Origin of the sequence: Paraburkholderia sediminicola (genome assembly GCF_046027825.1) — a bacterium.
Classification (GTDB): Bacteria; Pseudomonadota; Gammaproteobacteria; order Burkholderiales; family Burkholderiaceae; genus Paraburkholderia; species Paraburkholderia sediminicola_D.
Map to the genome: position 1 here is coordinate 71,997 of NZ_JAQQDU010000017.1, position 24,870 is coordinate 96,866.

Annotated in this window: 22 protein-coding genes and 1 pseudogene; 11 read left to right on the forward strand and 12 right to left on the reverse strand. The window is 61.7% G+C overall.

All coding sequences use genetic code 11. The features are described 5' to 3' along the window. Nucleotides 1-16: 16 nt before the first annotated feature. Nucleotides 17-904 (reverse strand): HalD/BesD family halogenase, encoded by an 888-nt coding sequence (locus PQQ96_RS12180; RefSeq protein WP_408291905.1) that lies wholly within the window; start codon nucleotides 902-904, stop codon nucleotides 17-19. Nucleotides 905-1,023: 119 nt separating this feature from the next. Here PQQ96_RS12180 and PQQ96_RS12185 point away from each other — a divergent pair, with 119 nt between their 5' ends. The 5 genes from PQQ96_RS12185 (at nucleotide 1,024) to PQQ96_RS12205 (ending at nucleotide 6,296) form a co-directional block, all read left to right on the forward strand. Next, entirely contained in the window at nucleotides 1,024-1,938 is a 915-nt protein-coding gene (locus PQQ96_RS12185; RefSeq protein WP_408291906.1) for a LysR substrate-binding domain-containing protein, read from the forward strand. Nucleotides 1,939-2,559: 621 nt separating this feature from the next. Then, nucleotides 2,560-3,705, forward strand: coding sequence for a porin (locus PQQ96_RS12190; protein ID WP_408291908.1), 1,146 nt, complete (start codon nucleotides 2,560-2,562; stop codon nucleotides 3,703-3,705). A 150-nt stretch (nucleotides 3,706-3,855) separates the two neighbouring features. After that, complete coding sequence (locus tag PQQ96_RS12195; protein WP_408291910.1) at nucleotides 3,856-4,323, forward strand: MarR family winged helix-turn-helix transcriptional regulator; 468 nt, start codon at nucleotides 3,856-3,858, stop codon at nucleotides 4,321-4,323. Nucleotides 4,324-4,339: 16 nt separating this feature from the next. Next, nucleotides 4,340-4,903 carry an isochorismatase family protein gene (locus PQQ96_RS12200; RefSeq protein ID WP_408291912.1) on the forward strand — a complete coding sequence of 188 codons (564 nt, stop codon included), beginning with the start codon at nucleotides 4,340-4,342 and terminating at the stop codon, nucleotides 4,901-4,903. Nucleotides 4,904-4,955: 52 nt separating this feature from the next. Next, nucleotides 4,956-6,296 (forward strand): MFS transporter, encoded by a 1,341-nt coding sequence (locus tag PQQ96_RS12205; protein ID WP_408291914.1) that lies wholly within the window; start codon nucleotides 4,956-4,958, stop codon nucleotides 6,294-6,296. A gap of 157 nt (nucleotides 6,297-6,453) precedes the next feature. Here the strand turns inward: PQQ96_RS12205 and PQQ96_RS12210 are convergent, their stop codons facing one another. Next, the gene (locus PQQ96_RS12210) at nucleotides 6,454-7,977 is read right to left on the reverse strand and encodes a CoA-acylating methylmalonate-semialdehyde dehydrogenase (protein ID WP_408291915.1); all 1,524 of its coding nucleotides are present in this window, start codon (nucleotides 7,975-7,977) and stop codon (nucleotides 6,454-6,456) included. 288 nt (nucleotides 7,978-8,265) lie between these two features. Continuing rightward, a complete protein-coding gene (locus tag PQQ96_RS12215) occupies nucleotides 8,266-9,345 on the reverse strand; it encodes a hypothetical protein (RefSeq protein WP_408291917.1) in 1,080 nt (359 codons plus the stop codon). Nucleotides 9,346-9,627: 282 nt separating this feature from the next. Between PQQ96_RS12215 and PQQ96_RS12220 the strand changes: the two genes are divergently transcribed. The 3 genes from PQQ96_RS12220 (at nucleotide 9,628) to PQQ96_RS12230 (ending at nucleotide 12,482) form a co-directional block, all read left to right on the forward strand. Continuing rightward, on the forward strand, nucleotides 9,628-10,533 hold the full coding sequence (locus PQQ96_RS12220; RefSeq protein WP_408291919.1) for a LysR family transcriptional regulator: 906 nt from the start codon (nucleotides 9,628-9,630) through the stop codon (nucleotides 10,531-10,533). Between the two features lie 130 nt (nucleotides 10,534-10,663). After that, nucleotides 10,664-11,341: an HAD family hydrolase gene (locus PQQ96_RS12225; RefSeq protein WP_408291920.1), complete on the forward strand. Its 678-nt coding sequence runs from the start codon at nucleotides 10,664-10,666 to the stop codon at nucleotides 11,339-11,341. A gap of 4 nt (nucleotides 11,342-11,345) precedes the next feature. Beyond that, nucleotides 11,346-12,482, forward strand: coding sequence for a DSD1 family PLP-dependent enzyme (locus tag PQQ96_RS12230; RefSeq protein WP_408291921.1), 1,137 nt, complete (start codon nucleotides 11,346-11,348; stop codon nucleotides 12,480-12,482). 54 nt (nucleotides 12,483-12,536) lie between these two features. Here PQQ96_RS12230 and tssJ read toward each other — a convergent pair whose 3' ends face one another. Further along, nucleotides 12,537-13,085 carry a type VI secretion system lipoprotein TssJ gene (gene tssJ / locus PQQ96_RS12235; protein WP_408291977.1) on the reverse strand — a complete coding sequence of 183 codons (549 nt, stop codon included), beginning with the start codon at nucleotides 13,083-13,085 and terminating at the stop codon, nucleotides 12,537-12,539. Here tssJ and tssD point away from each other — a divergent pair. Both tssD and tssE read left to right on the forward strand, forming a co-directional pair. Then, nucleotides 13,056-13,331: pseudogene (gene tssD, locus PQQ96_RS12240) on the forward strand (type VI secretion system tube protein TssD); the annotation flags it as partial. The gene tssJ and the pseudogene tssD sit on opposite strands and share 30 nt — an antisense overlap. A 131-nt stretch (nucleotides 13,332-13,462) precedes the next feature. Further along, nucleotides 13,463-13,885: a type VI secretion system baseplate subunit TssE gene (tssE, locus tag PQQ96_RS12245; RefSeq protein WP_408291922.1), complete on the forward strand. Its 423-nt coding sequence runs from the start codon at nucleotides 13,463-13,465 to the stop codon at nucleotides 13,883-13,885. 260 nt (nucleotides 13,886-14,145) lie between these two features. Here tssE and PQQ96_RS12250 read toward each other — a convergent pair whose 3' ends face one another. From PQQ96_RS12250 to PQQ96_RS12270, 5 genes are all read right to left on the reverse strand, one after another. After that, the gene (locus PQQ96_RS12250) at nucleotides 14,146-15,594 is read right to left on the reverse strand and encodes an APC family permease (RefSeq protein ID WP_408291924.1); all 1,449 of its coding nucleotides are present in this window, start codon (nucleotides 15,592-15,594) and stop codon (nucleotides 14,146-14,148) included. A gap of 318 nt (nucleotides 15,595-15,912) precedes the next feature. Next, nucleotides 15,913-16,854, reverse strand: a complete 942-nt coding sequence (locus PQQ96_RS12255) for a helix-turn-helix domain-containing protein (RefSeq protein WP_408291926.1) — start codon at nucleotides 16,852-16,854, stop codon at nucleotides 15,913-15,915. A gap of 265 nt (nucleotides 16,855-17,119) precedes the next feature. Next, on the reverse strand, nucleotides 17,120-18,460 hold the full coding sequence (locus tag PQQ96_RS12260) for an aspartate aminotransferase family protein (protein ID WP_408291928.1): 1,341 nt from the start codon (nucleotides 18,458-18,460) through the stop codon (nucleotides 17,120-17,122). Nucleotides 18,461-18,526: 66 nt separating this feature from the next. Further along, nucleotides 18,527-20,026, reverse strand: a complete 1,500-nt coding sequence (locus PQQ96_RS12265; protein ID WP_408291930.1) for an aldehyde dehydrogenase family protein — start codon at nucleotides 20,024-20,026, stop codon at nucleotides 18,527-18,529. A gap of 218 nt (nucleotides 20,027-20,244) precedes the next feature. After that, on the reverse strand, nucleotides 20,245-20,985 hold the full coding sequence (locus tag PQQ96_RS12270) for a helix-turn-helix transcriptional regulator (protein ID WP_408291932.1): 741 nt from the start codon (nucleotides 20,983-20,985) through the stop codon (nucleotides 20,245-20,247). 222 nt (nucleotides 20,986-21,207) lie between these two features. Between PQQ96_RS12270 and PQQ96_RS12275 the strand changes: the two genes are divergently transcribed. Beyond that, a complete protein-coding gene (locus tag PQQ96_RS12275; protein WP_408291933.1) occupies nucleotides 21,208-21,993 on the forward strand; it encodes an SDR family NAD(P)-dependent oxidoreductase in 786 nt (261 codons plus the stop codon). Nucleotides 21,994-22,009: 16 nt separating this feature from the next. On the opposite strand, the gene PQQ96_RS12280 is transcribed toward PQQ96_RS12275, so the two are convergent. The 3 genes from PQQ96_RS12280 to PQQ96_RS12290 all read right to left on the reverse strand — a co-directional run bounded on the left by PQQ96_RS12280 (nucleotide 22,010) and on the right by PQQ96_RS12290 (nucleotide 24,870). After that, complete coding sequence (locus tag PQQ96_RS12280; RefSeq protein WP_408291935.1) at nucleotides 22,010-22,810, reverse strand: SDR family oxidoreductase; 801 nt, start codon at nucleotides 22,808-22,810, stop codon at nucleotides 22,010-22,012. Beyond that, entirely contained in the window at nucleotides 22,807-23,622 is an 816-nt protein-coding gene (locus tag PQQ96_RS12285) for a MoaF C-terminal domain-containing protein (protein ID WP_408291937.1), read from the reverse strand. Before PQQ96_RS12285 ends, PQQ96_RS12280 begins: the two co-directional genes overlap by 4 nt. A 135-nt stretch (nucleotides 23,623-23,757) precedes the next feature. Beyond that, nucleotides 23,758-24,870 carry a histone deacetylase-like amidohydrolase gene (locus PQQ96_RS12290; protein WP_408291939.1) on the reverse strand — a complete coding sequence of 371 codons (1,113 nt, stop codon included), beginning with the start codon at nucleotides 24,868-24,870 and terminating at the stop codon, nucleotides 23,758-23,760.

The following is a 24,870-nucleotide window of genomic DNA, read 5'->3' on the forward strand; positions in this document are numbered from 1 at the left end:
GTATGAGAGGACAGCTTCAATCGACCAGATTGTCGGCACGCACGAGCCGCTGCTCGGCTTCCAGATGCATTTCGGACACCCGTCCATACAGTTGGCGCGTGCGTTCGAGGCGGCCGATCACGCCAGGCTTCTGCGAGTACGCGAAAATCGCCGTATGCCGGTCGATTCCGCCTTGCACCTTCGTGACGCGGTGCAGCGAAAAGCGCCCTTTGAACAGTTGCAGATCGCCGGGTTGCAACGTGATGACGTTGATCGGCGCGCGCGTCTCGCCGCGCACCACACTGCCCACATCGCCATAGTTCTCGCCCTGGGGCGAGCGGATATTCGGGCAATACTCGAAATCGCCACCCGCCTCGGGCTGCTGCGTCATCATCGAGACGATGAATTCGTTGGTGTCGTAGTGCCACGGCTGTTCGGTGCCCGGCGGCATGACGTTTTGCACCAGTCCGGCGTAAGGGTCCGCGTATTCCCAGACACGCGCTTCACCCAGACAGGCGGCAACGAAGCGCTTCATCGCCTGAGCCACATAGATGCGGTGCACAATCGCGTCGGCTGGGATCACGTCGCGGGTGACGAAGCCGCTCGTGCGGTCCATGAAGACGCGGCGCGGATCGTCGGCGGGCAGCGACGGATCGTCGGCGGTGAAGTATGCGTTGACCTTACGCGTCGAAAAGTAGGTCTTGGCCGCCAGCGCCACGCCTTCGGCCCGCGCCTGGGTGAGCGCCTCGGGCCGCAGGAAGCCGTGCAGCACCGCGCTGCCATTGCCCGCCAGGTGGGCGCGGCAGCTCGCGATCAGCTCGCGCATTCGGGGATGGTCCGGATCGTGCAGCGGATAGCACCCGGTATCGACGATATCGCTCAAATCGTTGCACTCAGCGTCGGCAAGAGGAAGACGGACTGACACGGCGGGACTCCAGATAGGGTTCGGACTGATTTGTGACGCGAATTGTTTTCGACAACAATCACCTCACTGACGCCCCCATGTTTTGATCGCCAAATTTCTTTGGAAAGCGAGTAATTCCGATGGCTTCCATCAGCGGACCCGATTGGTCGAAACTGAGTTCTCTGGACCCCGAACTGGTGCGGGCATTCGTTGCCGTGGTCGACAGCGGTGGATTTACCGCGGCGGCGAAGTTGCTGCACCGCACTCAGTCGACCATTAGCCTGCGAATCCGCACGCTGGAGGAGCGGTTGGAAACGCATATGTTCCTGCGCAACAGCAGGCGGCTGGCGTTGTCGCGCGATGGCGAGAATTTTTTGATTCACGCGCGGCGCATTATTCAGGTGCAGAACGAGGCGATCGCCGCACTGAACCGGAGCAACAGCGATGGGGTGATCCGGTTTGGTCTGCCCGAGGACTATGCGGAGTTATGGCTGCCTGATCTGCTCAAGAAGTTTTATGCGCTGAGGCCGGGCGCACGGCCGCATATTCATTGCCGGATGTCGCTGGAGTTGCTGGAGCGGTTGCAAGCTGGGGAGCTGGATCTGGCTTTAGTGGTGCGGCATGGGTCGCAGACCAGTGGGCGGCATCTGGGGCGTGAAGAAGTGGTGTGGGCCGCACATCGGGATTTTGTTCTGGAGGCTGGGGCGCCGGTGCCGCTTGCTTTGTTTCCTGAGACTTGTTGCTATCGGCAACGGGGGCTTGAAGCGCTTGCCGCGCTTGAACGGCAGTATCAGGTTGTTTATACGAGTCAGAGTCCTACTGGGATTAAGGTCGCCGTTAATCACGGCGCGGCTGTTACTATTATTGATCGGTGTACTTTGCCTGATAACTGGCGCGTGCTTGGGGTGCAGGATGGGTTGCCGACCTTGCCTGCGGCTGATCTGGAGTTGCATCGGGCTTCGGTTAATCGGGATCCTGCCGTGGATGTGCTCGCGGCTTTGATCGAGGAGATGGTGGAGGAGAGGCGCAATGTAGCGGTTGCTGTTGCCGCTTAGGGTTGGTGTTTGCTTCTCGGTGGTTGGCTTTTCTCGATCTGACTTTTTGGCCTTTCCTTGATCTGGCTTTTTGGCCTTTCCTTGAATTGATATTGGACTATTAGCGTTGCCCTGTGCGGGGCGGCACTTACTTTCTTTGCCGCCGCAAAGAAAGATAAGCAAAGAAAGCGGCTCAACCCGCTAATTCTTAAGCGGGGCCCCCGCGCAGTTACGGTAGTGGTACATCTGGAATCCGTGCTCTCGCACATTCGGCGCGAGTGACAAAGGAGTCATTCTTCCGGCGGCGCTGCGCGCGCCGAAGGGTCCGGTTCAAACCATCCGCCGGCACGCTCGCTCAACTCGTCCTGTTTCGGTCAGTCGCACCGAATCTCATCTCCTCTGCCCTCCTCTCCTCTCATCCCGCCTCGTCCTATCTCCCCTCGTTCCATCTCCCCTCACGCATCGTTCGCCCCTCTCCCGGATTAAGTAATTCGGATAGCAAACGTTTCGTGACTCGGGTTCCCTCTCTCCAGCGCGCTCCATCGGTGTTTCCGATTGATGCCATCAGAATTCCTCGCTTTGCAAAAAGTATTGGCCGGAAAATCATGCGTCGGCCACTCGCCAAACCATTCAGGAGATCCTATGAAAAAGAAAGTCCTCGCCATCGCCCTGGTCAGCGCCGCCGCTTCCCCCGTTTTCGCACAAAGCAGCGTCACGCTGTACGGAGTCATCGATGAAGGTATCGAATACACCAATAACGTCGGACACGGTAGTGTCGTGGAACTCGCAAGCGGTTACGCACAAGGCAGTCGATGGGGTTCGAAAGGCTCGGAAGATCTGGGCGGTGGCCTTAAAGCAATCTTTCAACTCGAAAATGGCTTCGATCTGAATTCCGGTCGGCTCAATCAGGGCGGTCGCATGTTCGGCAGGCAAGCCTACGTGGGTCTGAGCAGCAACAGCCTGGGTACCGTTACGCTAGGCCGTCAATATGACTCGGTGGTCGACTACCTGGCGCAAACCACCGCCAACGGCAATTGGGCCGGCTATCTGTTCGCCCACCCCTATGACAACGACAACACCGATAATTCGTTCCGCGTAGATAACACCATCAAATACGCAAGTCCAGATTTCTCCGGGCTCCAGTTCGGTGGCACGTACAGCTTCAGCAACGATACGAATTTCGCCAACAACCGTCAGTACAGCTTCGGCGCTCAGTACGCAACAGGCGGTCTGCTGGTCGCCGCAGCCTATTTGCAAGCAAATAATCCCGGCGTGGGTTCGAACGGTGCCATCACCGCGAACGACGCAAGCTTCATCGCCGGCCGCATGCGCGTGTTCGGCGGCGGAATCAACTACACGTTCGGCTCAGCAACGGTCGGCTTCGCCTATACCAACTCGAATTACCAGGATCCCACCGGCAACGGTTATATCGGCATCCCCCTCGCCGCGAACGGCGTCCTGCTGAGTACGCTGAAATACCAGAACTTCGAAGTGAACGGCAAATACCAGATCACACCAGCGTTCTTTGTCGGCGCACAATATGTCTACACGATGGAGACCTACGATGCCTCGACCGGCAGCGTGAAGCCCAAAATCCACTCAGTCGGACTGATGGCGGACTACAACCTGTCTAAACGCACGGACGTCTACGTTCAGGGCGAGTATCAGAAGGTCGCCGGCAGTTCGACCAACTCGATTCTCGACGATGCATTCATCCCAGGCACGCAGTCTCCCTCTTCAACGCAGAATCAGGTCGTGGCGCGCGTGGCGCTTCGCCATAAGTTCTAAGCAATGCACCGCCGCTCGCCACGTTTCATTTAGATCATTCAAGCCAATCACGGAATGCGCGGTTCACTCCGCATTCCGCCCCCACTTCGTCAACTTGACTATCGGCAGATGCGAAGGTAACCTACGAAGGTAACCTTCACATCTGCCGGTATGTCCAGCAACGACACTCAGCCCACACTGCCCCCCTCCGACCCCGACGCGCTGCACGCCACGGCGGAAGACTTGCGCGTGCTGGTCGGCAAGTTGCGCCGCCGCTTGCGCGAAGAAGCGCATGTGGGCGATTTCACGCCGTCGCAGGTGCAGGTTCTCGGCCTGCTGGAACGCGAAGGTCCGGCAACGGTCACTACGCTCGCGCGCATCCAGGGTATGCGCCCGCAATCCATGGGCGAGACGCTTTCGGTTCTGAAAGCTGCCGGACTCGTGAGCGGCACACCGGACCCGAACGACGGGCGGCAAACCGTTCTCTCCCTTACGCCCGCCTTCCGCAAAAAGATCAAGGCAAGCCGCGCAGCACGCGAAGACTGGCTATTCCGGACGATCCAGACCCGCTTCTCCGCTGCCGAACAGAAACAACTCGCGATTGGCGTCAATCTGCTCAAACGCCTCATCGACTCCTAACCCCCAGGAAAACACCATGGCTCTCACTACCCTCGACGCAAAGACCGCATTGGTCGTCATCGATTTGCAGCAAGGTATCGTCGCGCTGCCCACCGCCCATCCCACCGGCGAGATCGTCAAGCGCTCCGTCAGTCTGATCGATGCATTTCGCCGTCACGGTCTGCCCGTCGTGCTCGTCAATGTGGCGGGCGGCGCGCCCGGCCGCGCGGAACAGTCGCGTCCTGCCGGTGACTTCCCAGCCGGCTTTGCGGACCTCGTTCCAGAACTGAATCAGCAGCCGTCGGATCATCTGGTGACCAAGCGCACCTGGGGCGCGTTCACGAACACGGATCTCGAAGCGTATCTGCGCAAACAAGACGTCACGCAGGTGGTGCTCGTCGGCGTGGCCACCAGCATCGGCGTCGAGTCCACGGCGCGTTTCGCACAAGAACTCGGCTTCAACGTCACCTTCGCGGTCGACGCGATGACGGACATGAATCCCGACGCTCATACCAACAGCATCGCGCGAATCTTCCCGCGCCTCGGCGAAACGGGTACGACGCAGAACGTCCTCGATCTGCTCGAACAGTCGCGCGCATGACCCCACGTTTGAACCGCTGCACAGCGCGGATCGTCCACACGGGGATGTCCCGATGAGCGGCACATTCCGTTCGCTGCGCACGTTCAACTACCGGGTCTGGGCCAGCGGTGCAATCGTGTCCAACATCGGGACATGGATGCAGCGCACGGCGCAGGACTGGCTCGTGCTCACGGAACTCACGCATCACAATGCAACGTCCGTGGGCATTGTGATGTCGCTGCAGTTCGGACCGCAAATGCTCCTGCTGCCGCTAACCGGCTATGCGGCCGATCATTTCGACCGCCGCAAGCTGCTGTTCGCCACCCAGGCGGCAATGGGTTCGCTGGCGTTGGGTCTCGGGATTCTCACCGTGACCGGCCTCGTGCAGTTATGGCAGGTCTATGTGTTTGCGGGGTTGCTCGGCTGCGTCACCGCGTTCGATTCACCGGCGCGTCAGACCTTTGTTTCCGATCTGGTGGGAGAAGCCGATCTGTCGAACGCGGTCGCGCTGAACTCCACCTCGTTCAATGCGGCGCGCATGATCGGGCCCGCCGTCGCGGGGCTATTGATCGCCTCGGTGGGCACGGGGTGGGTGTTTCTGATTAACGCGCTCTCGTTCGTCGCCGTACTCGGGTCGCTACGCATGCTGCGCCTCAGCGAACTGAATCTGAAGCCGCGCGCGGTACGTGCACGCGGCAGCTTCGTGGAAGGTTTCAAGTATGTGTGGACGCGCCCCGATCTGAAGGCTGCGCTGTTGATGCTGTTTCTGATCGGCGCCTTCGGGCTAAACTTCCCGATTTTCATCTCCACCATGTCCGTCACCGCCTTTCATGCGGGCGCAAGCCAATACGGTGTGTTGAGCTCGACCATGGCAATCGGTTCGGTGACCGGGGCGTTGCTGGCCGCGCGCAGAGCAAAGCCTCGCATGGCTATTCTGATCGTCGCAGCGGCGCTTTTCGGACTGGGCTGTACGACCGCCTCGCTCATGCCGAACTATGTGCTGTTCGGGCTTGCACTTGTCGTGATCGGCATATCCACGCAGACGTTCACCACTTCGACGAACAGTCTCGTGCAGATCTCCACGGACCCGGCCATGCGTGGCCGGGTGATTGCGATCCTGCTGGCCATCTCGCTAGGCACCACACCGCTCGGCGCGCCGGTGGTGGGCTGGGTCGCGGATCGTTTCGGCCCGCGTTGGGCGCTCGGCGTCGGCGCTGCATCGGGGTTCGCGGCGGCGATTGTCGGCTTGATGTATCTGGTGAAGTATCGTCAGTTGCGCGTATATGTCGAGGCGGGCCGGTTGCGGTACAGCATCGAGGACCTACGCCTGGGTCCGCCTTACGTCAGTCCCGCCACGGCAGTACAGAATGCCGTGTTGAGCGAAGCGGAAGAGGATTCGTCGGCTGGGGTTTAAGGACCGCTGCGCAATAGGTAGCGGCCAGCGCATCAGAATGAATACGTAATCGCAGCCCGCGCCGCCACCCGGTGCGAATTCGTTGACACGTTAAAAAGCCCCGCGCCTGAAAAAATCAGGCACGGGGTTTTTCTTTGCGGCAATACTGCTTGACGGCTTACTTAGCGACCGGCATCGTAAACTCAGCACCCTTCGCGATGCTATCCGGCCAGCGCTGCATGATGCTCTTGTAGCGCGTGTAGAAACGCACACCTTCTTCGCCATACGCGTGGTGATCGCCGAATAGCGAACGCTTCCAGCCGCCGAACGAGTGCCATGCCATCGGCACCGGAATCGGCACATTGATGCCCACCATGCCCACCTGAATCTGCCGGCCGAACGCGCGCGCCACGCCGCCATCCGACGTGAACAGCGACACGCCGTTGCCGAACTCATGTGCGTTGATCAATTCGACCGCGCTCGCGAAGTCGGGCACGCGCACCACCGCCAGCACCGGGCCGAAGATTTCTTCCTTGTAGATCTTCATCTCCGTGCCGACCTGGTCGAACAGCGTGCCGCCGATGAAGAAACCGTCTTCATTCACGACCGGATGCGCACGCCCATCGACGATCAGCTTCGCGCCTTCCGTCACGCCAGCGTCGATGTAACCGGCCACCTTGGCCTTATGTTCGGCGGTAACCAACGGACCCATTTCAGCGTCGAGGTTTTCGCCGTTCTTGATCACCAGCGACTTCACGCGCGGCACCAGGCGTTCGATCAGTTCATCGGCGACATTGCCGACTGCCACCGCGACCGAGATCGCCATGCAGCGCTCGCCGGCCGAACCGTAGGCGGCGCCGATCAAGGCGTCGACAGCCTGGTCCAGATCGGCGTCCGGCATCACCACCAGATGATTCTTCGCGCCGCCGAGCGCCTGCACGCGCTTGCCGCGCTTCGACGCTTCCGTATAGATGTATTCGGCGATCGGCGTGGATCCGACAAACGACAGCGCCGCGACGTCCGGGTGTTCAATCAGCGCATCTACGGCCACCTTATCGCCGTTCACGACGTTGAACACACCGTCCGGCAAACCGGCTTCCTTCAGCAGTTCAGCAATGCGCAACGACGCCGACGGGTCGCGCTCCGACGGCTTCAGCACGAACGTGTTGCCGCAGGCAAGCGCAACCGGGAACATCCACATCGGCACCATCACCGGGAAATTGAACGGCGTGATTCCCGCCACCACACCCAGCGCCTGACGCAGATTCCAGTTGTCGATGCCGCCACCGATCTGGTCGGTGAAATCGGTCTTCAGCAGATTCGGAATGCCACAAGCGAACTCGACGACTTCGATACCGCGGACCACTTCGCCTTGTGCGTCCGTGAACACCTTGCCGTGTTCGCGCGTGATCAGCATGGCGAGTTCGTCGTGGTGCTTGTTCAGCAGTTCCTTGAACTTGAACAGAATGCGGGCGCGCTTGATCGGCGCGGTTTCGCTCCAGGCGGGAAAAGCGGCCTTCGCGGCCTTGACCGCCGCATCCACTTCCTCGACCGACGCCAAAGCGACCGAACCGGTCACCTGGCCGGTAGCGGGATTGAACACGTCCTTGAACCGGCCGCTAGTCGATGGAGCCGGCGCGCCGCTGATGTAATGGCCCAGTTGCTGCACCGACAGCTTCGCTTGTTCGTTCACTGCATTCATTTCGTTACCTCGTGTTCGGGATAGGCCGCAAGAGTTGACCCGCCAACTGTATCGACGGTGCTGGTCATATTCCCGGTACAGCACAATAAAACCGCGCCTCACTGTATTGATTTTCGTGCGGCAACTGTATTGGTCGGTGAGGTCGGCGCGGCATGTGGGGCTTTGGCGCCGACGGTTATCTGCCCAGCTTGCGAGCAGCGGTCCCGGCGGCCGGTTAGAGCCGTTAGATGTTGACGACTGAGATCAAGCGGCAAACCGTATCGCCATCGCTGTCTTCCTGTCGGGCATTCAGCGCCATTGCTCGGTCAATTCGTTGGCCAGCACCATCTTCTCGCGGACGAGTTCGGTAAAACCGGCGTCCGCTCCGTTCTGCGTCTTGAGGAACTTCAGTGCCGCGGAATGAACGGTCCGCATCGACCGGCCGTCGATTCCAACCATGCGCGCCGCGCTGCGACGCGTTTCCTCGACCAGATCGCGCGCACTGCTGAAGTCAGGCGACAAACCGCTCTGCGCCTGGAACCCGACGCGCAATTCGGCCGCATAGTCGCGCGACTGTCCCAACCGGTCGATGTCGATCATCAGATCGACGCCATCCGCCATCCGCGACGCACAGAGTATCCACAACGCAACAAACGCCCGATACGCGTTGTTGCCTTCCGCCGTACGCGCATACTGCTCGCACGCCATGGCGTAGGCGTCATCCGAAGCCGGCACAACGGGCGGCAAGCTCACGCCGCAGATTTCGATAACCTGCCGGACCAACGGTTCCGTCTGGTTCAGACCCAGCACGCGAAATGGTGCGGCGACGAAGAACGGGTTGCTCCATTGCTGATTAAGCAGCCACCCCGAGGCAAACTGCGATGCGGGATTTCGCAGCACGGCGGCATGCATGGCTTGCGGGAATGCGCGCTTGAGCCAAGGCAGCCGGCCTGACGAACGGCAAAACTTGAAGACGGGTACGCTGCCGTGCTCGGCAGTGCGCTCGCACAGGTTGGCCAGGTAGGCCTGCAACGCGGGGAATTCCGCGTCGGGGGCATGGGAGAAGCGATCGGTGCCGAAGCGCTTCCTGTATCCGGCTACGCCGCGCGCGCGCTCCTGGAGAAACGGCCGGTATTCTTCGAAATACGGCGCGGCGAGCGGCGGATGTCCAGAGGTCAGCGTAGGACGGGACGCTGAAACGTCCGCGAGGCTCAGATCGGCGAGCACGTTGCTAAACGGTTCATAGAATCCGGTCACGGAATCGAGTGCGCGCAGACGCGACCAGATCCACGTTCCTGCGCTGCGCCAGCCCGTGTGCAGAAATACGCCCTGTTTCAGGGCACGTTTTTGCACGACATCACCCGGATCGCTAGCCGGCTCATTCGACATGCGGGTCAACCCCTCAGCGGCGCTTGATGGACCCACTGAGGGACCGCTCGACGGTTCATGTGGCAACGGCATTGGACATCTCTTCAAATGGAAGCGACAACGAATCGATGGACGGCAGGCGCTGCCTGCCCCACCTGGCTCAAGCCCACACTTTAGCGGGTCAAGCTGTCGACTTTGTTACGAAAGCATCCACTTTACCTTGCGATGACTTCTTGTGATGCACTGGAACAGCACATCCAAACGCTTTAAGCTGCCAGTCTTCCGAACTCAAACGTGGCTGCCATGAACGACTCGGCCGACATCCGGTTTCTGCTGACCATCCGCGAGAGTGGCAGCCTGATCGCCGCCGCGCGAAAACTGGGACTGTCGCCCTCCGCGGTGACCCAACGCCTGCAGCAACTGGAAAAGAAACTCGGCGCGCAACTGGTCAACCGCACCGCGCGCCGTTTGCAGTTCACGGAAGAAGGCACGCTCCTGTGCGAACGCGGGGCCGAACTGGTCCAGCAGTTCGACTCGCTGTTCGAAGATCTGCAGACGCGCCGGGGTGGACTGATCGGCACGCTGAAAATCAATGCACCGCTGGGATTCGGCCGACGCCACCTCGCGCCCGCCATCGCCGACTTCCAGCAGCAGAACCCGGCTGTTGACGTGGCACTCACGCTGTCCGACCGTCCGTTGACCGAGACAATCGACCGCTTCGACATCGTCGTGCATATCGGCGAGTTGCCGGTATCGAATCTGGTCGGCTATGCGATAGCACCGAATGCGCGCTTCGTATGCGCCGCGCCAGCGCTGCTCAAACGACTTGGCCAACCGGAGTCGCCGGAAGATTTGAGCAAGCTGCCGTGCATCGTGCTGCGCGAGAACAACGAGGATGTCTCGCTGTGGCAGTTCAGCAAAGGCCGCACGCGTCGCAGCGTGCGCGTGTCTCCGCATTTGAGCTGCAACGACGGCGACGTGATCCGCCAATGGGCTTGCGAAGGCCGCGGCGTGATCCTGCGCTCCGAATGGGATGTGGCCGACGACATCGCGAAAGGAAAACTCGTCCGGCTGCTGCAAGGCTGGAAGGCACCGGATGCTGACGTGATCGCGCTGACGCATCAGCGGGCGGGATTGCCGGCGCGCACGCGGCATTTCATGCAGTATTTGCAGGGTAGATTCAGGCCATTGCCGCCGTGGCGGAGATAGAGCGTGAAACGGGGTGAATCAGGTCGCGAATGGCACGTTCAGTCAGACTGAATTTTAGAGTTAATCTGACTGAACGCCGGGCGAATCATGAAACTTTATAATCGGCTTACCGTCCATCGCCGGTTTAATCATGACCTCCCTATCGCCCTCAACCGCCTACCCCAAGGCGGTCCTCTTCGACCTCCTGACCGCCCTGCTCGACTCGTGGACGTCATGGAATCACGCCGCGGGCTCCGAACCGGCGGGCCGTGCCTGGCGTGCCGCCTATTTGCGCCTGACCTACGGCTGCGGTCGCTACATTGCGTATGAACAATTGGTGCGCGCGGCAGCCACCGAAGTTGGTCTGCCGGAATCCGCCGCGCACGCACTCGAAGCAGACTGGCTGAAGCTTGCGCCCTGGAGCGGCGCCCTCGACACATTGCAGGCGCTCCGCCCGCATTGCAAACTGGCGATCGTCACCAACTGCTCCATCCGCCTCGGCACTCAGGCTGCCGACATTTTCCCAATCAACTGGGACGCGATCGTCACCGCTGAAGAAGCCGGTATGTACAAGCCGGACCCGTTGCCTTACCGGCTCGCGCTCGGCCTACTTGGTGTAGGCGCTCATGAGGCCGCGTTCGTCGCCGGCTCCAGCTACGACATGTTCGGCACGGCCGCGGTCGGCTTGCGGACATACTGGCACAACCGCGTGGGTCTGCCGCTGGTTGAAGGCGCACAGCCGCCCGAAATCGAGGCGCCGACGCTCGACTCGCTGATCCCATGGCTCAGCCGCTTCGATCAGACCGAAAGCCACTCTCTTCCCTGGTGAACGCATGAAACTCGACCAAATCGACACCCCCGCCGCACTGATCGACATCCCCCGGATGCAGAAGAACATCGCGCGGATGCAGGGGCATATGAACGCACTGGGTGTTGCATTCCGTCCGCATGTGAAGACCACCAAATGCATCGACGTGGTCCGCGCGCAGATCGCCGCCGGAGCGCGCGGCATTACGGTCTCGACCCTGAAAGAGGCGGAGGCTTTCTTTGCGGCTGACGTCAGCGATATTCTTTACGCGGTCAGCATCGCGCCTTCAAAGCTGCCGCGAGCGCTGGCGCTGCGGCGGCAAGGTTGCGATCTGAAGCTGGTGGTGGACAATCCGACCGCCGCCGCGGCTATCGCCGCATTTGCGGACCAGCACGGCGAAACCTTCGACGTGTGGATCGAGGTGGACACCGATGGCCACCGCTCCGGTATTACGCCGGAACAGGACACGCTGCTTGAAGTCGGCCGGATTCTGCATGAGAACGGCGTCAAGGTGGGAGGCGTGATGACCCACGCCGGCTCCAGCTACGAACTTCATACGCCGGAGGCGCTCGCCGCGCTGGCCGAGCAGGAACGCGCGGGCTGCGTGCGCGCAGCGGAGCGGTTGCGCGAAGCAGGCATTCCGTGCCCGGCTGTCAGCGTCGGTTCGACGCCCACGGCGCTGGCCGCCGGGCGGCTGGATGGCGTGACCGAAGTGCGCGCCGGCGTCTACGTTTTCTTTGATCTGGTCATGCACAACGTCGGCGTGTGCGCGCTTGAAGATATCGCACTCAGCGTGCTGGCCACCGTGATCGGTCATCAGGCGGATAAAGGCTGGGCGATTCTCGATGCGGGCTGGATGGCGATGAGCCGCGATCGCGGCACCTCGAAGCAAGCGCACGATTTTGGCTACGGCCAGCCCTGTTTGCTGAACGGAACACCACTAACAGGTTTCGTTGTGAGCGGCGCCAATCAGGAGCACGGGATTCTGTCGTCATCGGAACAAGACGCGTATGTGGACGACATTGCGCAGCGCTTTCCGATCGGCATGAAGCTGCGCATCCTGCCGAATCATGCGTGCGCGACCGGCGCGCAGTTTCCTGAGTATCACGCGGTTTCGGCGGACGGGAACAGTGTCGAGTGGAGGCGTTTTCAAGGGTGGTGAGGGTCACGTTCAAACGCTAGCACGGCGCAGCCGAACAGTATCGCCGTGCCGTCCTCACTGGATCAGAACCGAGGTTGCCACATCGCCCGACACGACCACTTCCCGGTCGACCAGTTCAAGCTTCAGTGGCGCATCTGCCAACAGTTTCTTCTTCGGAACCACACGACGCCAGGTTCCATTCGAATCCGGGGCCCGGTAGAACGCGACGATACCCACGTATTGCGTGTCGGACTGCATTGGCTGCGACACGCTTGCGGACGCGCCGGGATTGACTACTGTCTCAATGCTGGCCTGCAGATCCTGCGCGAGGACGGTCTTGTCGTTCTTCAACAGATCGTCATATGACGCCTTGTCGAAGAGCTTGCGATCCTTGAGCTGGTACACGCGCACGGCGACTGAGGCCGATCGCATTGCTTCGTCGGGGTTAATTGAAGCGCGCGCGGTCAGGTCGACGTTCAACACCTTGACCTGTTTGTAGAAGACGGCGCGATACGCGCTTGAGGTCGAGTCCGACACGGCCTGCCACGCACCGCATGCACTGAGCAGCAGACTGGCGGCAAGGACGATCGTGGTTACCTGTACAAGGCGGTGACGAGCGGCCAGACGCTGAAATCGATCGAGATCAAGTGGTACAAGATCGATGATGCGGGCAAGGAAAAGGAATACTTCAACACCAGATTCGACAACGTGAAGGTCGTGGCGGTCAAGCCGAAGATGCTCGACATCAAGAACCCGTCCTACGAGAAGCACAACCACCTCGAAGACGTCGAACTGCGCTACGAGAAGATTACGTGGTCGTACAAGGACGGCAACATCATTCACGCCGATAGCTGGAACGAACGCTCATAAGCTTATTCGAGAGGCTGGTACGGGCGACCTGATCCCTCGAAGGTCGAGGACTGCTTCGCCTCCTTTCGCCAGTCCGCCTTGCGCGGGCTGGCGCTTCTTACTCATGCCGCCGGCACCTGACGGAGAACGCGATGCCAGTCGGCCCTTCCCTGTACGACAAGCTGCTTGGCCAGATCGGTGGTGAGCCGCTGGATGCCTATGACGACAGGACCCTCGAAATACTGAGCGTCCAGCAGAACATCCGCCGCATTCTCAACGCACGGGCGGGCGCGCTCAAGCACCTGCCCGATTACGGCCTACCCGACCTCACGAACATCTACAAGGCGCTACCTGCCTCGGCGCATTCGCTCAAGCAGCAGATGGAGGCGACGCTGCTCGTGTACGAGCCGCGCATCCGGTCAATCGACGTGGAGTACATCGACAATCCTGATCCCGGTATCCTGGTGAGCTACGAAATGACATGTCATCTGAAGAAAGCCGGATTGGTGCGATTCGGAACTTACTTCGAGCCGCCGGGCCGTATGCTTGTTCAGCGGATTCAGGGGGAACGCTGAGCTGGGCCGGTAAGGCGAAACGAGGTAAAGCGTGATGCCGGTGCGCCGCAGTCGATGTACGGTATTGAGCCGAATCGAACGCCGTCGTCATTGGATCAGAACCGATGCAGAATGCTCGTTGTCGTCACCAGTAGCCGGCGCGTACTCGAGGACGTCACGCCATAAATCTGTGCCACCGCACGCCCCCCCTGATCTCCATTTCCACGACGGATCCTGGTCTCGCTTCAAGTCCCTTTGCCACGAAGCTTTGACGCAATGCTTTACAACCTCGACCGCCCCAACCGTTCGAAGGCGTCACGGTCACGTTGCTTGAGGCTCTTCGCCGCGAGCACGCCAGCCACTGCGAAGATCGGCAGCAATGCGGTCAACGCGTACGACACGCCCACGCCCGCACCAGTCAGCAGCGGAAAATTCACGATGGCGAGCACCAGAACAAGCGCGAGAGCAACACCGGACAGCACCGGCAACACGCCCACGCGCATCACGCCCGCGTCGGCCTTGTCGATGCGCCTGAAGAACACGAACACCGCTGCCGAGGAAAGCGCCATCAACGCGATGATGCAAAGCGTCGCCACATTCGTGAGCCAAGAGAACAAGGTCAGAACCGGATCGGCGTGCGCCACGATGAACACCAGCACCACGATGGCGGCCACCGCCGATTGCAAAAGCGAGCCCACGTGCGGACTGCAATGCACTCGATGCGTGCGGCCAAGCGCTTGCGGCAGCAAACCCTCCCGGCCGGTCGCAAAGAAATAGCGCGCCGCCGAATTGTGAAAAGCCAGCAAGCCCGCATACACGCTCGTGATGAACAGCACGCTCATCGCCGTGGTCAGCGTCTTGTTGGCGTAGTGATCGGAGAGCGTGTAGAGGAACGTCGTTGGATCGCTTAATGCGGTGAGTGTCTTGACGATCTTGTCGCTGCCCGCGCCAATCACCATGCACCACGTGGAGAACGCATAGAACACGCCGATCAGCAGCACCGAAATGTAGGTCGCCAACGGCACCGTGCGTTGCGGGTCTTTCGCCTCTTCGCTATAGATCGTGGTTGCTTCGAAACCAATAAAGCTGGCGAAGCAGAACAGAAAGCCGATCGCGGGCGTGCCACTCATGAAGGTATGCGGCGTGAACGAGGCCGCATTGATCCCGCTATCGCCGCCGCCTTTCAGAATGGCCAGATCGAGGATCAGCACGACGATGTATTCGCCGAATACCAGCAGTGAAAGCACCTTCGCGGACAGATCGATCTGCCGGTAACCGAACACACCGATGCTGGCCATCGCAGCGAGCGAGCAGATCCACCACGGCGCATTGAGGTTGAAGTGCGCGTTCAGGAAGTCCGAGGCCACCGCGCCGAACATGCCGTACAAACCGATCTGCATCGTGTTGTAGCCGAGCAATGCGATCAAGGCCGCCGCGCCGCCCGCGGTGCCGCCGAGACCGCGAGCCGTGAACGCGTAGAAGCCACCGGCGTTAGTCACGTGCCGCGACATTGCCGTATAACCGGCGGAAAACATTAACAGGATCACCACCGTGGCAACCAGCAGAGCGGGTGTGCCGGCACCGTTGCCGAGCATGATGCCGATGGGAAAACCGCCTGCGATCGCGACCAGCGGCCCTGCCGCCGAGATCACGAAGAAGATGATGAAGCCGAGTCCCAACGCCCCCTTGCGCAACTCGGTGGACGGTGACGGTTCAGCGACGACGCTCATAATTTTAGCTCCAGGATTTTCGTTCGTCCGCATCACGACGAAGTCGGGCGCAGTACACGTGTTACCGCACTGTAGAAAGCCAAAAATGCCCGGCGGGAGCACAAATTGGCAACGCGGCGCGAACTTGGGTTTACACCTGGACGTCGGCCCATGCGGCCAGCCAAGGCATCGAATCCGGACGTGAAAAATCGGGCGGGACGCGTGCAAGCATGCCCGCGAGCGGGAACCTTCGTGGATGAAAATCAGGCAGAGAGTCGGACAGAGAACCCGGGCAGCAGGACCACACGCCCGCGCGGCCCTGGAAACGCGCGCTGGGCGTTAGCTCAAGCGCGGCGTCTGCGACGGCAATTCGCCGAACAGGTCGCGATATTCGCGGGCAAAGTAGCCGAGATGGGTGAAGCCCCAGCGGCTTGCCGCATCGCCGATCAACAGTTCTTCCGCGCTCGTCATGCGTAGCAGCCGATGCACAGCGTTGAGCCGGATCGAGCGCAGGTATTCGACAGGCGTCACGTTGGCGACACGTTGAAAGCTGGTTTGCAAGGTGCGGCGACTGCATCGCAGCGCGCGGCACAGATCGAGCACAGTAGTCGGTTCTTCGGCGTTGTCTTGCAGAATGCGTTCGCAGCGCCGCACGATGTCGCTATACGTGGTGTGCGTGAGGTCTCGCGACGGCGTTTGCGACGCGCTTTCGATCAGGCCGAGCAACACGCTGATCATTTCGTCGCGAAATACTTTGGTCGCAGCGGGATGCGCAAACGCGGCAGCGTTGCGCTCGGCAGCGTCGAGAAACGGCGCGAGCCGCTCACGCAGCATCACGCCTTGCTCATCGGAGAGCGCCACCACGCCGCCTTTCACCTGATGGCTGGCGTGCTCGCCCACGGTCACGCTCAGTAACTCCTCCATCATCCCGGCGGACACGCTGATGCCAGCATAGTGCATCGACTCCGGCGTGTAGAAACGAAACTCCTCGCCTGCACCGAGCAGCAGGAGCGCATACCCCTCCACGCGCCGCCCCTGAAACGTGCCGACGAGCGGTGCATAGAGCGGCACCGCGATCGAAGCCAGACCGGCCGGCGACACACCATGCTGCGCGACTCGGCGATTGGTGGTCTCGCGAAAGAAATGAAAGTCGTTCGAACTTGCCTGCACGAGCGTGCTCTGGAAGCGGCCCGGCGTCATCTGACGATAAACCTGCTCCCAGCCGCTCACTGCCAGCGAATGATCGTGCACGTCGGCAAGCGTGCTGATCCGGAAGTCCATGTCCCCTCCCGCCTACTCCGAACAGGCTACATTCATGCGATGACGGCCCGGCCTGTCGTAGCGGACGCCAACCTGGATGCAGGCGAAGGCCGCGGCTCGCGGCGCTTCATCTGCACATAAAGAAGCAATGTTATTCCAGGTCGACGGATATGGCTCGAGATAAAAAAACCGCGACATTTTCACGGATTCGATTTCATCGCGCGCGGCCCCAACCCGGAATGCACCCGTGCATTCTCCCGCGCGCCCGACCACTTAACCAGCTCAATCAAGCAAATTTCACTTCATCGAAGCCCGCAGCCAATGCGCCGACCAGCGCGTCGAGCTGCGCCGAGTCGACCACCAGCGGCGGCGACAGAATGATTTTCGTGCCGACCGGCCGCACCAGCGCGCCGTTTGCACGCGCCACTTCGGCCACCGCATTCGCATAGCCCGAGGTCGGGTCGATGGGCTCGCGGGTCTGCTTCGACTTGACGAGATCCAGCGCGACCATCAGACCCTTGCCGCGCACGTCGCCCACCGCCGCATAGCGTTCGGTGAACGGCCGCAACGCTTCGAGCAGATGGGCACCCTGCTGCGCGGCGTTAGCCGGCAGGTTCTCGTCCTTGACGATCTTCAGGTTGGCCAGCGCCGCGGCGCACGCAACCGGATGCCCTGCATAGGTGTAACCGTGCATCAATGCGCCGGTGAAATTCGCGTTGGTCATGAAGGCCTGCTCGATGCGCTCGTTGAACGCGGTCGCGCCAAGCGGAATGTAGCCGGAGGAAATGCCCTTCGCGAAGCACATGATGTCGGGCTTCACACCCCAGCCGCGACTGCCGAACATGCTGCCGGTCCGGCCAAAGCCCGTGACGATTTCATCGGCGATCAGCAGAATGCCGTACTTGTCGCACACTTCACGAATCAGCGGCCAGTAGTTTGCCGGCGGCACGATCACGCCGCCCGCACCTTGCACCGGTTCGGCGATGAACGCGGCGATCGTGTCCGGGCTCTGGAAAATGATCTCGCGCTCCAGCATCTCGGCACAGATCCGGCCGAGCTCAGCGGGATCCTGCGTGAACGGATTGCGATAGAGCCACGGCGTTTCCACATGAAAACAGCCCGGCAGATTCGGCTCGTAATTGCGCCGGAATGCGGTGTTGCCGTTCACCGACGCGCCACCGAAATGCGTACCGTGATAGCCCTGCTTCAGCGAAATGAACTTGGTGCGGTCCGCCTCACCTTTCAGCTTCCAGTATTGACGCGCGAGCTTCAACGCGGATTCGACCGCGTCCGAGCCGCCTGAACTGTAGATCACGCGGCGCATGCCTTCCGGTTCTAGCATCTCGATCAGCACCTTCGACAACTCCTCGGCGCGCGGATGCGAAATACCGTCGAAGAGCTGGAAGTATTCGAGTTCATCCAGCTGACGCACAATCGCGTCCTTCACTTCACGCCGGTTGTGGCCGACGTTGACATTCCAGAGACCGGCCACGCCATCGACAAGCTTGTTGCCGCGATCGTCGAACACATAACAGCCGTCGCCGCGCACGATACGGATCGGCTCGCGCTGCTGCATTTCGGCGGGGTGCTGCATTGGATGCCAGAAGGCGGATTCGTTCGTTCCCATCGTGCTTACTCCATTAAGTCCAGTATGTTGGTAGGTTCGTGTGGCTGGCATGTGCCTGCGTTCGGCTCAATGCGCGATGCACACGGACTTGGTTTCCGTAAAGCCTTCAATGGCGTATTTGCCGGATTCGCGGCCGATGCCCGATTGTTTAAAGCCGCCGAACGGCATGCCCGGATCGAGCGGTACGTGGCAGTTGACCCACACGGTGCCCGCCTCGATTTGCGGCACGAGGTTCATCACGGTCTTGAGGTCATTGCTCCACAGGCTCGCCGCGAGGCCATACGGTGAATCGTTGGCAACGCGCAGCGCTTCGAGCGGATCGTCGAACGGGACGATGGCGAGCACGGGTCCGAACACTTCGTCGCGCACGATTGCCGCGTCGTGCGGCACGTCGGCGATGACGGTGGGACGAACGTAGTAGCCCGGCAGATCAACCGGTTTGCCGCCGGCAAGAAACTTCAGACCGGCTGCCTGAGCACGCGCGATGTGCTGCCTGACGCGATCGCGATGCTGCGCGGACACCAACGGATTGATCTGAGCGGTCGGGTCGAGACCCGGTCCCAGCGTCATGGCATTGGCAATATCCGCGAGACCTTCGGCCACTTGCCGGTACTTGCTGCGATGCACGTAAACGCGCGAAGCGGCCGCGCACACCTGCCCCTGGTTGAAGAAACCACCGGCCAGTGCGCCCTGAATTGCCTGATCGACGTCGATATCGGCGAGCATCACCGCCGGATTCTTGCCACCGAGTTCAAGCGAAAAGCGCGTCATGTTCTGCACGGCGGCCGTGCCGACCAGCTTGCCCGTCGGCGTCGAGCCAGTGAACGAAATCTTGCTGATGCCCGGATGCGCCGCCAGCGCGGCCCCGCATTCGCGGCCGCCGGTCACGACGTTGAACACGCCCGCGGGCACGCCGGCTTCCAGCACCAACTCGGCCAGACGCAGCGCCGTCAAAGGCGTTTCAGGCGACGGCTTGATCACGATGGTGCAACCCGCCGCGAGCGCCGGCACCAGCTTCCACACCGCGATCATCAGCGGGAAATTCCACGGCACGATGCCTGCGACCACGCCGATCGGTTCCTTACGCGTGAACGCCGTATAGCGGGTACCGGGCGGAAACGGAATCGACACATCCAGCGTTTCGCCGGTAATCTTGGTCGCCCAGCCCGCCATATAGCGCACATACTCAATCGTCGCCCCCACTTCCACCGCGCGGGCGATGTTGATCGACTTGCCCTGATTCAAGGTTTCGAGTTGCGCGAGGTCTTCGGCATTGGCTTCGAGAAGATCGGCGAAACGCAACAGAATGCGCTCGCGATCAGCGGGACGCAGGCCGCTCCACACACGTGCATCGAACGCGGCGCGCGCGTTGCTCACCGCCCGATCGACGTCGGTGGCGTCCGCGTCCGCTACCGTTGCGAGGCGTTCGCCGCTCGCCGGATTGAACACGTCCAGACGACGCTCCGAATGGGCGCGTTGCTGCTCGCCGCCGATAAACAGGCCGAAATCGCGCTGCACGAACGCGCGAACCGCATCGCTGACGACAACCGTTGCATCGTTACTCATATCCTCTGTCTCTCGTGGGTGTCTCGTTGCGGTCCGATCCATGGCCGCGGGGCCATCGTGTTGCAGCGCATGGTGTCACGCGGGTTCGTCCACCGTTAGCGCAAATCGGCAGGCACGGCGTCGCTTAAGGGAAAACATCTAGCACTCGCTTGCTGTCGACTGCCGGGGGTTATGCACGTGCCATCCGTCGGCCTGGTGTCGATCATGGCGTCGGCCGTTTATAGAAACAGCGCGCCGATCATTTCCGTGCGGCTTGACACGCCGAGCTTGCGGAACATGCGCAACAGATGGGTTTTGACGGTGGGCTGCGCGAGTGCGAGGTCGCGTGCAATCTCCTTGTTCGACAAGCCATTGCGCACCAGGCGCGCGATCTGTTGTTCGCGATGCGTCAAGTTCGGACGGATATCGGCGTCGACTTCTGCACCGTGACGCAGATGCGTGCGCATCGGCCGCTGCTCACGCAACGCCGGCACCAGTGCGGCTTCCAGCAGCGGTTGCACTGCTCTCGCGTGCTGCTCGTCGTCCTCGGAGAAGGCCTCCGCGGGCGCCATGCGCAGCAGCGAAAACGCCGCCGCCGGGCGCGTGCCTCGCGTGCTGTCACGCAGTAAGACCTCCATCACATCGACCACCTGATGCGGATTCAGGAAGCGCCGCCAGTACACCGAGCCGCCACGCACCGTCTCGGGCAGCTCGCCCGCGAGCGTGAGCACGCTGCCCGTCTGCGTCGCAAAACGCGACGGATGCAGCGGATCGAGCGTGCAGTAACGCTGCAAATACGTGCGATGCATCGTCTCGGACATGCCGAACAACTCGAAGCCCGACGGTTCGTTATCCGCGCCGACCCAGTAGAAGACCGTCGCCGAGGGCCGCACCAGTTGCGCGAGCGCGCTCACTGCGGCGCCCAGTGCGGGCATGAAGGCGCTTTGGGACGTGGCTTCGTCGCGGATCGTGTTCAACATGGCGCTCTCCCGGTTCACCTGATCGAGACCATCGTACGAATGTACGATTTCATTGCGTGAGCACAAATTGGCAAATCGGCGCGAGCCGTGCCCTCAAACGACGGCCGGGTTGTCATCCTTTTGCCTGATTCCGCGCTGCGGCCCGCGTGTCTAGACTCTGGACTCACGCCTCACTCCTTTCATCAAATCCAATCATCTTCAATCACGTTCAAAAGGAACGTCATGTCCAAACAACGCACGGTTGTCATCACAGGCGCGGGCACCGGCATCGGTGAAGCCTGCGCCCGGCTGTTTGCTTCGCGCGGCGCAAGCGTGGTGCTGATCGGCCGGCGCCGCGAACCGCTCGAACGGGTGGCGCGCGAAACCGGCGGCCTGGCGCTCGATGGCGACGCAGCCAGCGCCGCCGACTGGCAGCGCTTCATCGCCACAATCAAGGCCGACGGCGGCACTGTCGATGCCTTGATCGCCTGCGCCGGCGGTTTCGGCATGGGCACCGCCACCGAGACTGACGACGCGGCCTGGTCCGCCGCGATGCGCGCGAATCTCGACACCGCCTTCGTCGCCGCCCGCGCCTGCCTGCCCGATCTGATCGAACGGCGCGGCGCGATCGTGCTGGTCGCCTCGATCGCGTCGCTCGCCGCGGGGCCCGCCGTCTGCGGCTACACCACGTCAAAGCACGCGCTGATCGGCCTGACGCGCTCGCTCGCGCGCGACTACGGCCCCCACGGCGTGCGCGTCAACGCGGTATGCCCTGGCTGGGTCCGCACCCCGATGGCCGATGCGGAAATGCAACCGTTGATGGAGCGCTACGACGAAACGCTCGACGCGGCCTATCAGCGCGTCTGCGCCGATGTGCCGTTGCGCCGTCCTGCTCACGCGGAAGAAATCGCCGGCGTGTGCGAGTTTCTGGTGTCGCCCGCTGCGTCGATCGTGACGGGCGCCACCCTCGTTGCCGACGGCGGCTCCTCAATCGTCGATGTGCCGACGCTGGCCTTCGACCATATGTAAGCGAGGCCGCGAGGCCTTAGCTCATCACGGCGGTCGACTCGGGCAACGTCGCGCCGCCGTCGACCACGATGGTCTGGCCGGTGATGTACGAGGCCGCGTCGGAAGCCAGAAACAACATGGCCGCCGCGATATCCGACGGTTCACCCAGCCGTCCGAGCGGAATAGCCTGTTCGATACGGCGGTTGTGCGCGTCGTCGCCGAGATTGCCCATCGCCGGCGTGCGAATCATGCCGGGCTCGACGCCGTTGACCGTGATCCGGTGCTTCGCCAACTCCAAAGCTGCAGCCCGAATGAAGCCGTTCACGCCCGCCTTCGACGCCGCGTAGTGCGCGAGCCCCGGATACGCCACGCGCGGCCCCGTCACCGACGAGGTCGCCAGCATCCGCCCGCCGCCTTGCCGGATGAACGCGGGCGTCGCCGCCTGCGCGAGCCAGAAGAGCGCGGCGAGATTCACGGCGAAGGTGCGTTGCAGAATCGCGGGCGTAATCGCGTCGAAAGCGGTGAGCGGGAAATACGCGGCGTTGTGCACAACCACGTCGAGCCTGCCGAAGTCCGCTTCCACACCAGCAACAAGGCGCTCGATCTGCGCGTACTCGGCCATATCCGCTTCGTACGCGCGGGCCGCGCCGCCCTGCTGCGCGAGATGCTGCGCCGCTTCGGAGGCGGCGTCGATGCGCAGATCCGCAATCGCCACCGAGGCGCCACGCGCGGCAAACGCCCCGGCAATGCCGCGTCCGATGCCTTGCGCGCCGCCAGTCACCAGCACCGCTTTGCCGGCAAAATCGCGCAGGCTCGCCGTATGCGCTGTGCCGCTCATTGCGGATGCCGCGTGACGTTAAGCACCTGTGCCAGTGCGCCGACCGGGAAATTCGACAGCGAGTCGAACTGGTTGCCCTGATAGCCGAAAATCTTGCCGTCGGTCTTCTTGCGCTCGAGGTCGATCATCACCACACCGAGCGTCGGAATGATTTTTTCGCGCCAGACGAACAGATACAGATCGTTGGCGATGGCGATGTAGTGGCAACGGTCCACATCGGCGAGACCGGCTTCCACGCCTGAGAGGCATTGCCACGCATAGAAGTTGTCGTTCAGATAAACGTGTTCGTACTGTTCCGTGGCGCTATACCTGTACAGGTTGCGCATGCCGATCAGTTCGCGAGTCGGATGATGCAACGCCGCGTCTGCCCCCGTTTGAGCGCCCTGCTGCACGATCCTGCCGTGACGGAACTGCGCCTGTACGCCGGTCAACTCCAGGCCTCGCTCGACACGCGTGAACGCATCGGTACGGGTTTCGCTTTCGTTCGGCAAGGTGCCGACCACCGAGGTGCACAAACCCTGTTTCACATCGAGCACGTAACTCGTCGCAGCCGGCCGCGAGCCGTCGCCACCGCCGATGTAGTCGACAAAGTAAATGCCGTCGCGCACCGACGTGACCCGGCACTCGAATTGACTGTGGGCCGTACGCACTACACTGGCGGAGACGAACGTCAACGCCTCGGCGGAACCGTCCGCGAATTCGAGCTGCAACGTACGACCGGTCAGATCGTCGACGGGCGGCAGGATGTGGCTGTCGGGTGCGAAACCTTCGGCCAGCGCGCCGACCTGGATGAAAACGGGTTGAGATGTCATGTCTGTATCACTCCAGTAGTTCGATGAATCGCCGCGGCTTGACTCGCATTGCGCGCCAGGCCGCGGCACCTGTGACTACTGTAAGGAGGCCCCGGGCGCAGCGGCATCAACCATAAGGATGACAACGCCCGCGCCTTACAGCAGCCCGAGCTCACCCGCCAGCTCATCAATCAGCCCACGCTGAAACGCCTTGAAACGCTCGTTTGGCTGCTGCGCGATCGCCAGGTCGAGCATCGGATCGGTCACCTGCGTACGTACGTCCGCCAGCGTTTCCACAATCGCGTGGCCGCAGAACGGCACGTACGCTTCCGAATACCCGCCCTCGTGCACGATCACCAGCCGCCCGCCGCAATAACGTTCGGCGGCATCGCGCATCAATTGCGTCATCGCACGATAGCTCTCGCTGTGCAGCAGCATGCGCGCGAGCGGATCGACCGCGCTCGCGTCGAGCCCGCTCGCCACGACGATCAGATCCGGCTTGAACGCGTCGAGCGCGGGCAGCACGATGCGCTCGAACGCATACAGATAGGCGTCATGCCCGCCGCCCGGCAACAGCGGAATGTTCACGTTAGCCCCCACGCCCGCGCCCGTGCCGCGTTCGTCCTCACCGCTGTAGCCCGGCGGAAAGCAGCGATCCTGATGCAGCGAAATCGTCAGCGTGTTCGGATCGTCGTAATAAATCGACTGCGTGCCATTGCCGTGGTGGACATCCCAGTCGATCACCGCGACGCGTTCGACACCATGCTTCGCACGAGCCGCTTCGATCGCGACGGGAATATTGGCCAGCAGGCAAAAGCCCATCGGCTTATCGCGCAGACAGTGGTGACCGGGCGGGCGCGACAGCGAGAATGCATTGCTTGCCCGCTTGTCGAGCACGGCGTCGATCGCGCCGATGGCGAGCCCCGCGGAAAGCGCAGCGATCTCATAGCTGCCCTTGCCGAAGGGTGCGAGGTCGCCAAGATCGCCGCCTGTGGTGTCGCTGAGCGCCTTGAAGCGGCTCAGATAATCGCGCGGATGAATGCGCAGTAAATCTTCTTCGGTGGCAAGCGCCGCACCCTGCATATCGAGCGACGCCGCCAGCCCCGAGGTTTGAATCAGCGCCAGCAGCCTGCGTTTCGAATCGGGCGATTCCGCGTAACCGCTGCTCGACGGCGGCTGCACCCAGCCGCCGACTGGAAAGAACAGCGCATGCGTGCCACCTGTATGCCAGAAGGTGCGTTCATCCGTGAAAAATGCTGTTTTGCTCAT

Coding starts and splice junctions, on each gene's coding strand:
- PQQ96_RS12185 (WP_408291906.1), top strand. CDS start 1,024: ATGGCTTCCATCAGCGGACCCGATTGGTCGAAACTGAGTTCTCTGGAC.
- PQQ96_RS12190 (WP_408291908.1), top strand. CDS start 2,560: ATGAAAAAGAAAGTCCTCGCCATCGCCCTGGTCAGCGCCGCCGCTTCC.
- PQQ96_RS12195 (WP_408291910.1), top strand. CDS start 3,856: ATGTCCAGCAACGACACTCAGCCCACACTGCCCCCCTCCGACCCCGAC.
- PQQ96_RS12200 (WP_408291912.1), top strand. CDS start 4,340: ATGGCTCTCACTACCCTCGACGCAAAGACCGCATTGGTCGTCATCGAT.
- PQQ96_RS12205 (WP_408291914.1), top strand. CDS start 4,956: ATGAGCGGCACATTCCGTTCGCTGCGCACGTTCAACTACCGGGTCTGG.
- PQQ96_RS12210 (WP_408291915.1), bottom strand. CDS start 7,977: ATGAATGCAGTGAACGAACAAGCGAAGCTGTCGGTGCAGCAACTGGGC.
- PQQ96_RS12215 (WP_408291917.1), bottom strand. CDS start 9,345: ATGTCGAATGAGCCGGCTAGCGATCCGGGTGATGTCGTGCAAAAACGT.
- PQQ96_RS12220 (WP_408291919.1), top strand. CDS start 9,628: ATGAACGACTCGGCCGACATCCGGTTTCTGCTGACCATCCGCGAGAGT.
- PQQ96_RS12225 (WP_408291920.1), top strand. CDS start 10,664: ATGACCTCCCTATCGCCCTCAACCGCCTACCCCAAGGCGGTCCTCTTC.
- PQQ96_RS12230 (WP_408291921.1), top strand. CDS start 11,346: ATGAAACTCGACCAAATCGACACCCCCGCCGCACTGATCGACATCCCC.
- tssE (WP_408291922.1), top strand. CDS start 13,463: ATGCCAGTCGGCCCTTCCCTGTACGACAAGCTGCTTGGCCAGATCGGT.
- PQQ96_RS12250 (WP_408291924.1), bottom strand. CDS start 15,594: ATGAGCGTCGTCGCTGAACCGTCACCGTCCACCGAGTTGCGCAAGGGG.
- PQQ96_RS12255 (WP_408291926.1), bottom strand. CDS start 16,854: ATGGACTTCCGGATCAGCACGCTTGCCGACGTGCACGATCATTCGCTG.
- PQQ96_RS12260 (WP_408291928.1), bottom strand. CDS start 18,460: ATGGGAACGAACGAATCCGCCTTCTGGCATCCAATGCAGCACCCCGCC.
- PQQ96_RS12265 (WP_408291930.1), bottom strand. CDS start 20,026: ATGAGTAACGATGCAACGGTTGTCGTCAGCGATGCGGTTCGCGCGTTC.
- PQQ96_RS12270 (WP_408291932.1), bottom strand. CDS start 20,985: ATGTTGAACACGATCCGCGACGAAGCCACGTCCCAAAGCGCCTTCATG.
- PQQ96_RS12275 (WP_408291933.1), top strand. CDS start 21,208: ATGTCCAAACAACGCACGGTTGTCATCACAGGCGCGGGCACCGGCATC.
- PQQ96_RS12280 (WP_408291935.1), bottom strand. CDS start 22,810: ATGAGCGGCACAGCGCATACGGCGAGCCTGCGCGATTTTGCCGGCAAA.
- PQQ96_RS12285 (WP_408291937.1), bottom strand. CDS start 23,622: ATGACATCTCAACCCGTTTTCATCCAGGTCGGCGCGCTGGCCGAAGGT.
- PQQ96_RS12290 (WP_408291939.1), bottom strand. CDS start 24,870: ATGAGCAAAACAGCATTTTTCACGGATGAACGCACCTTCTGGCATACA.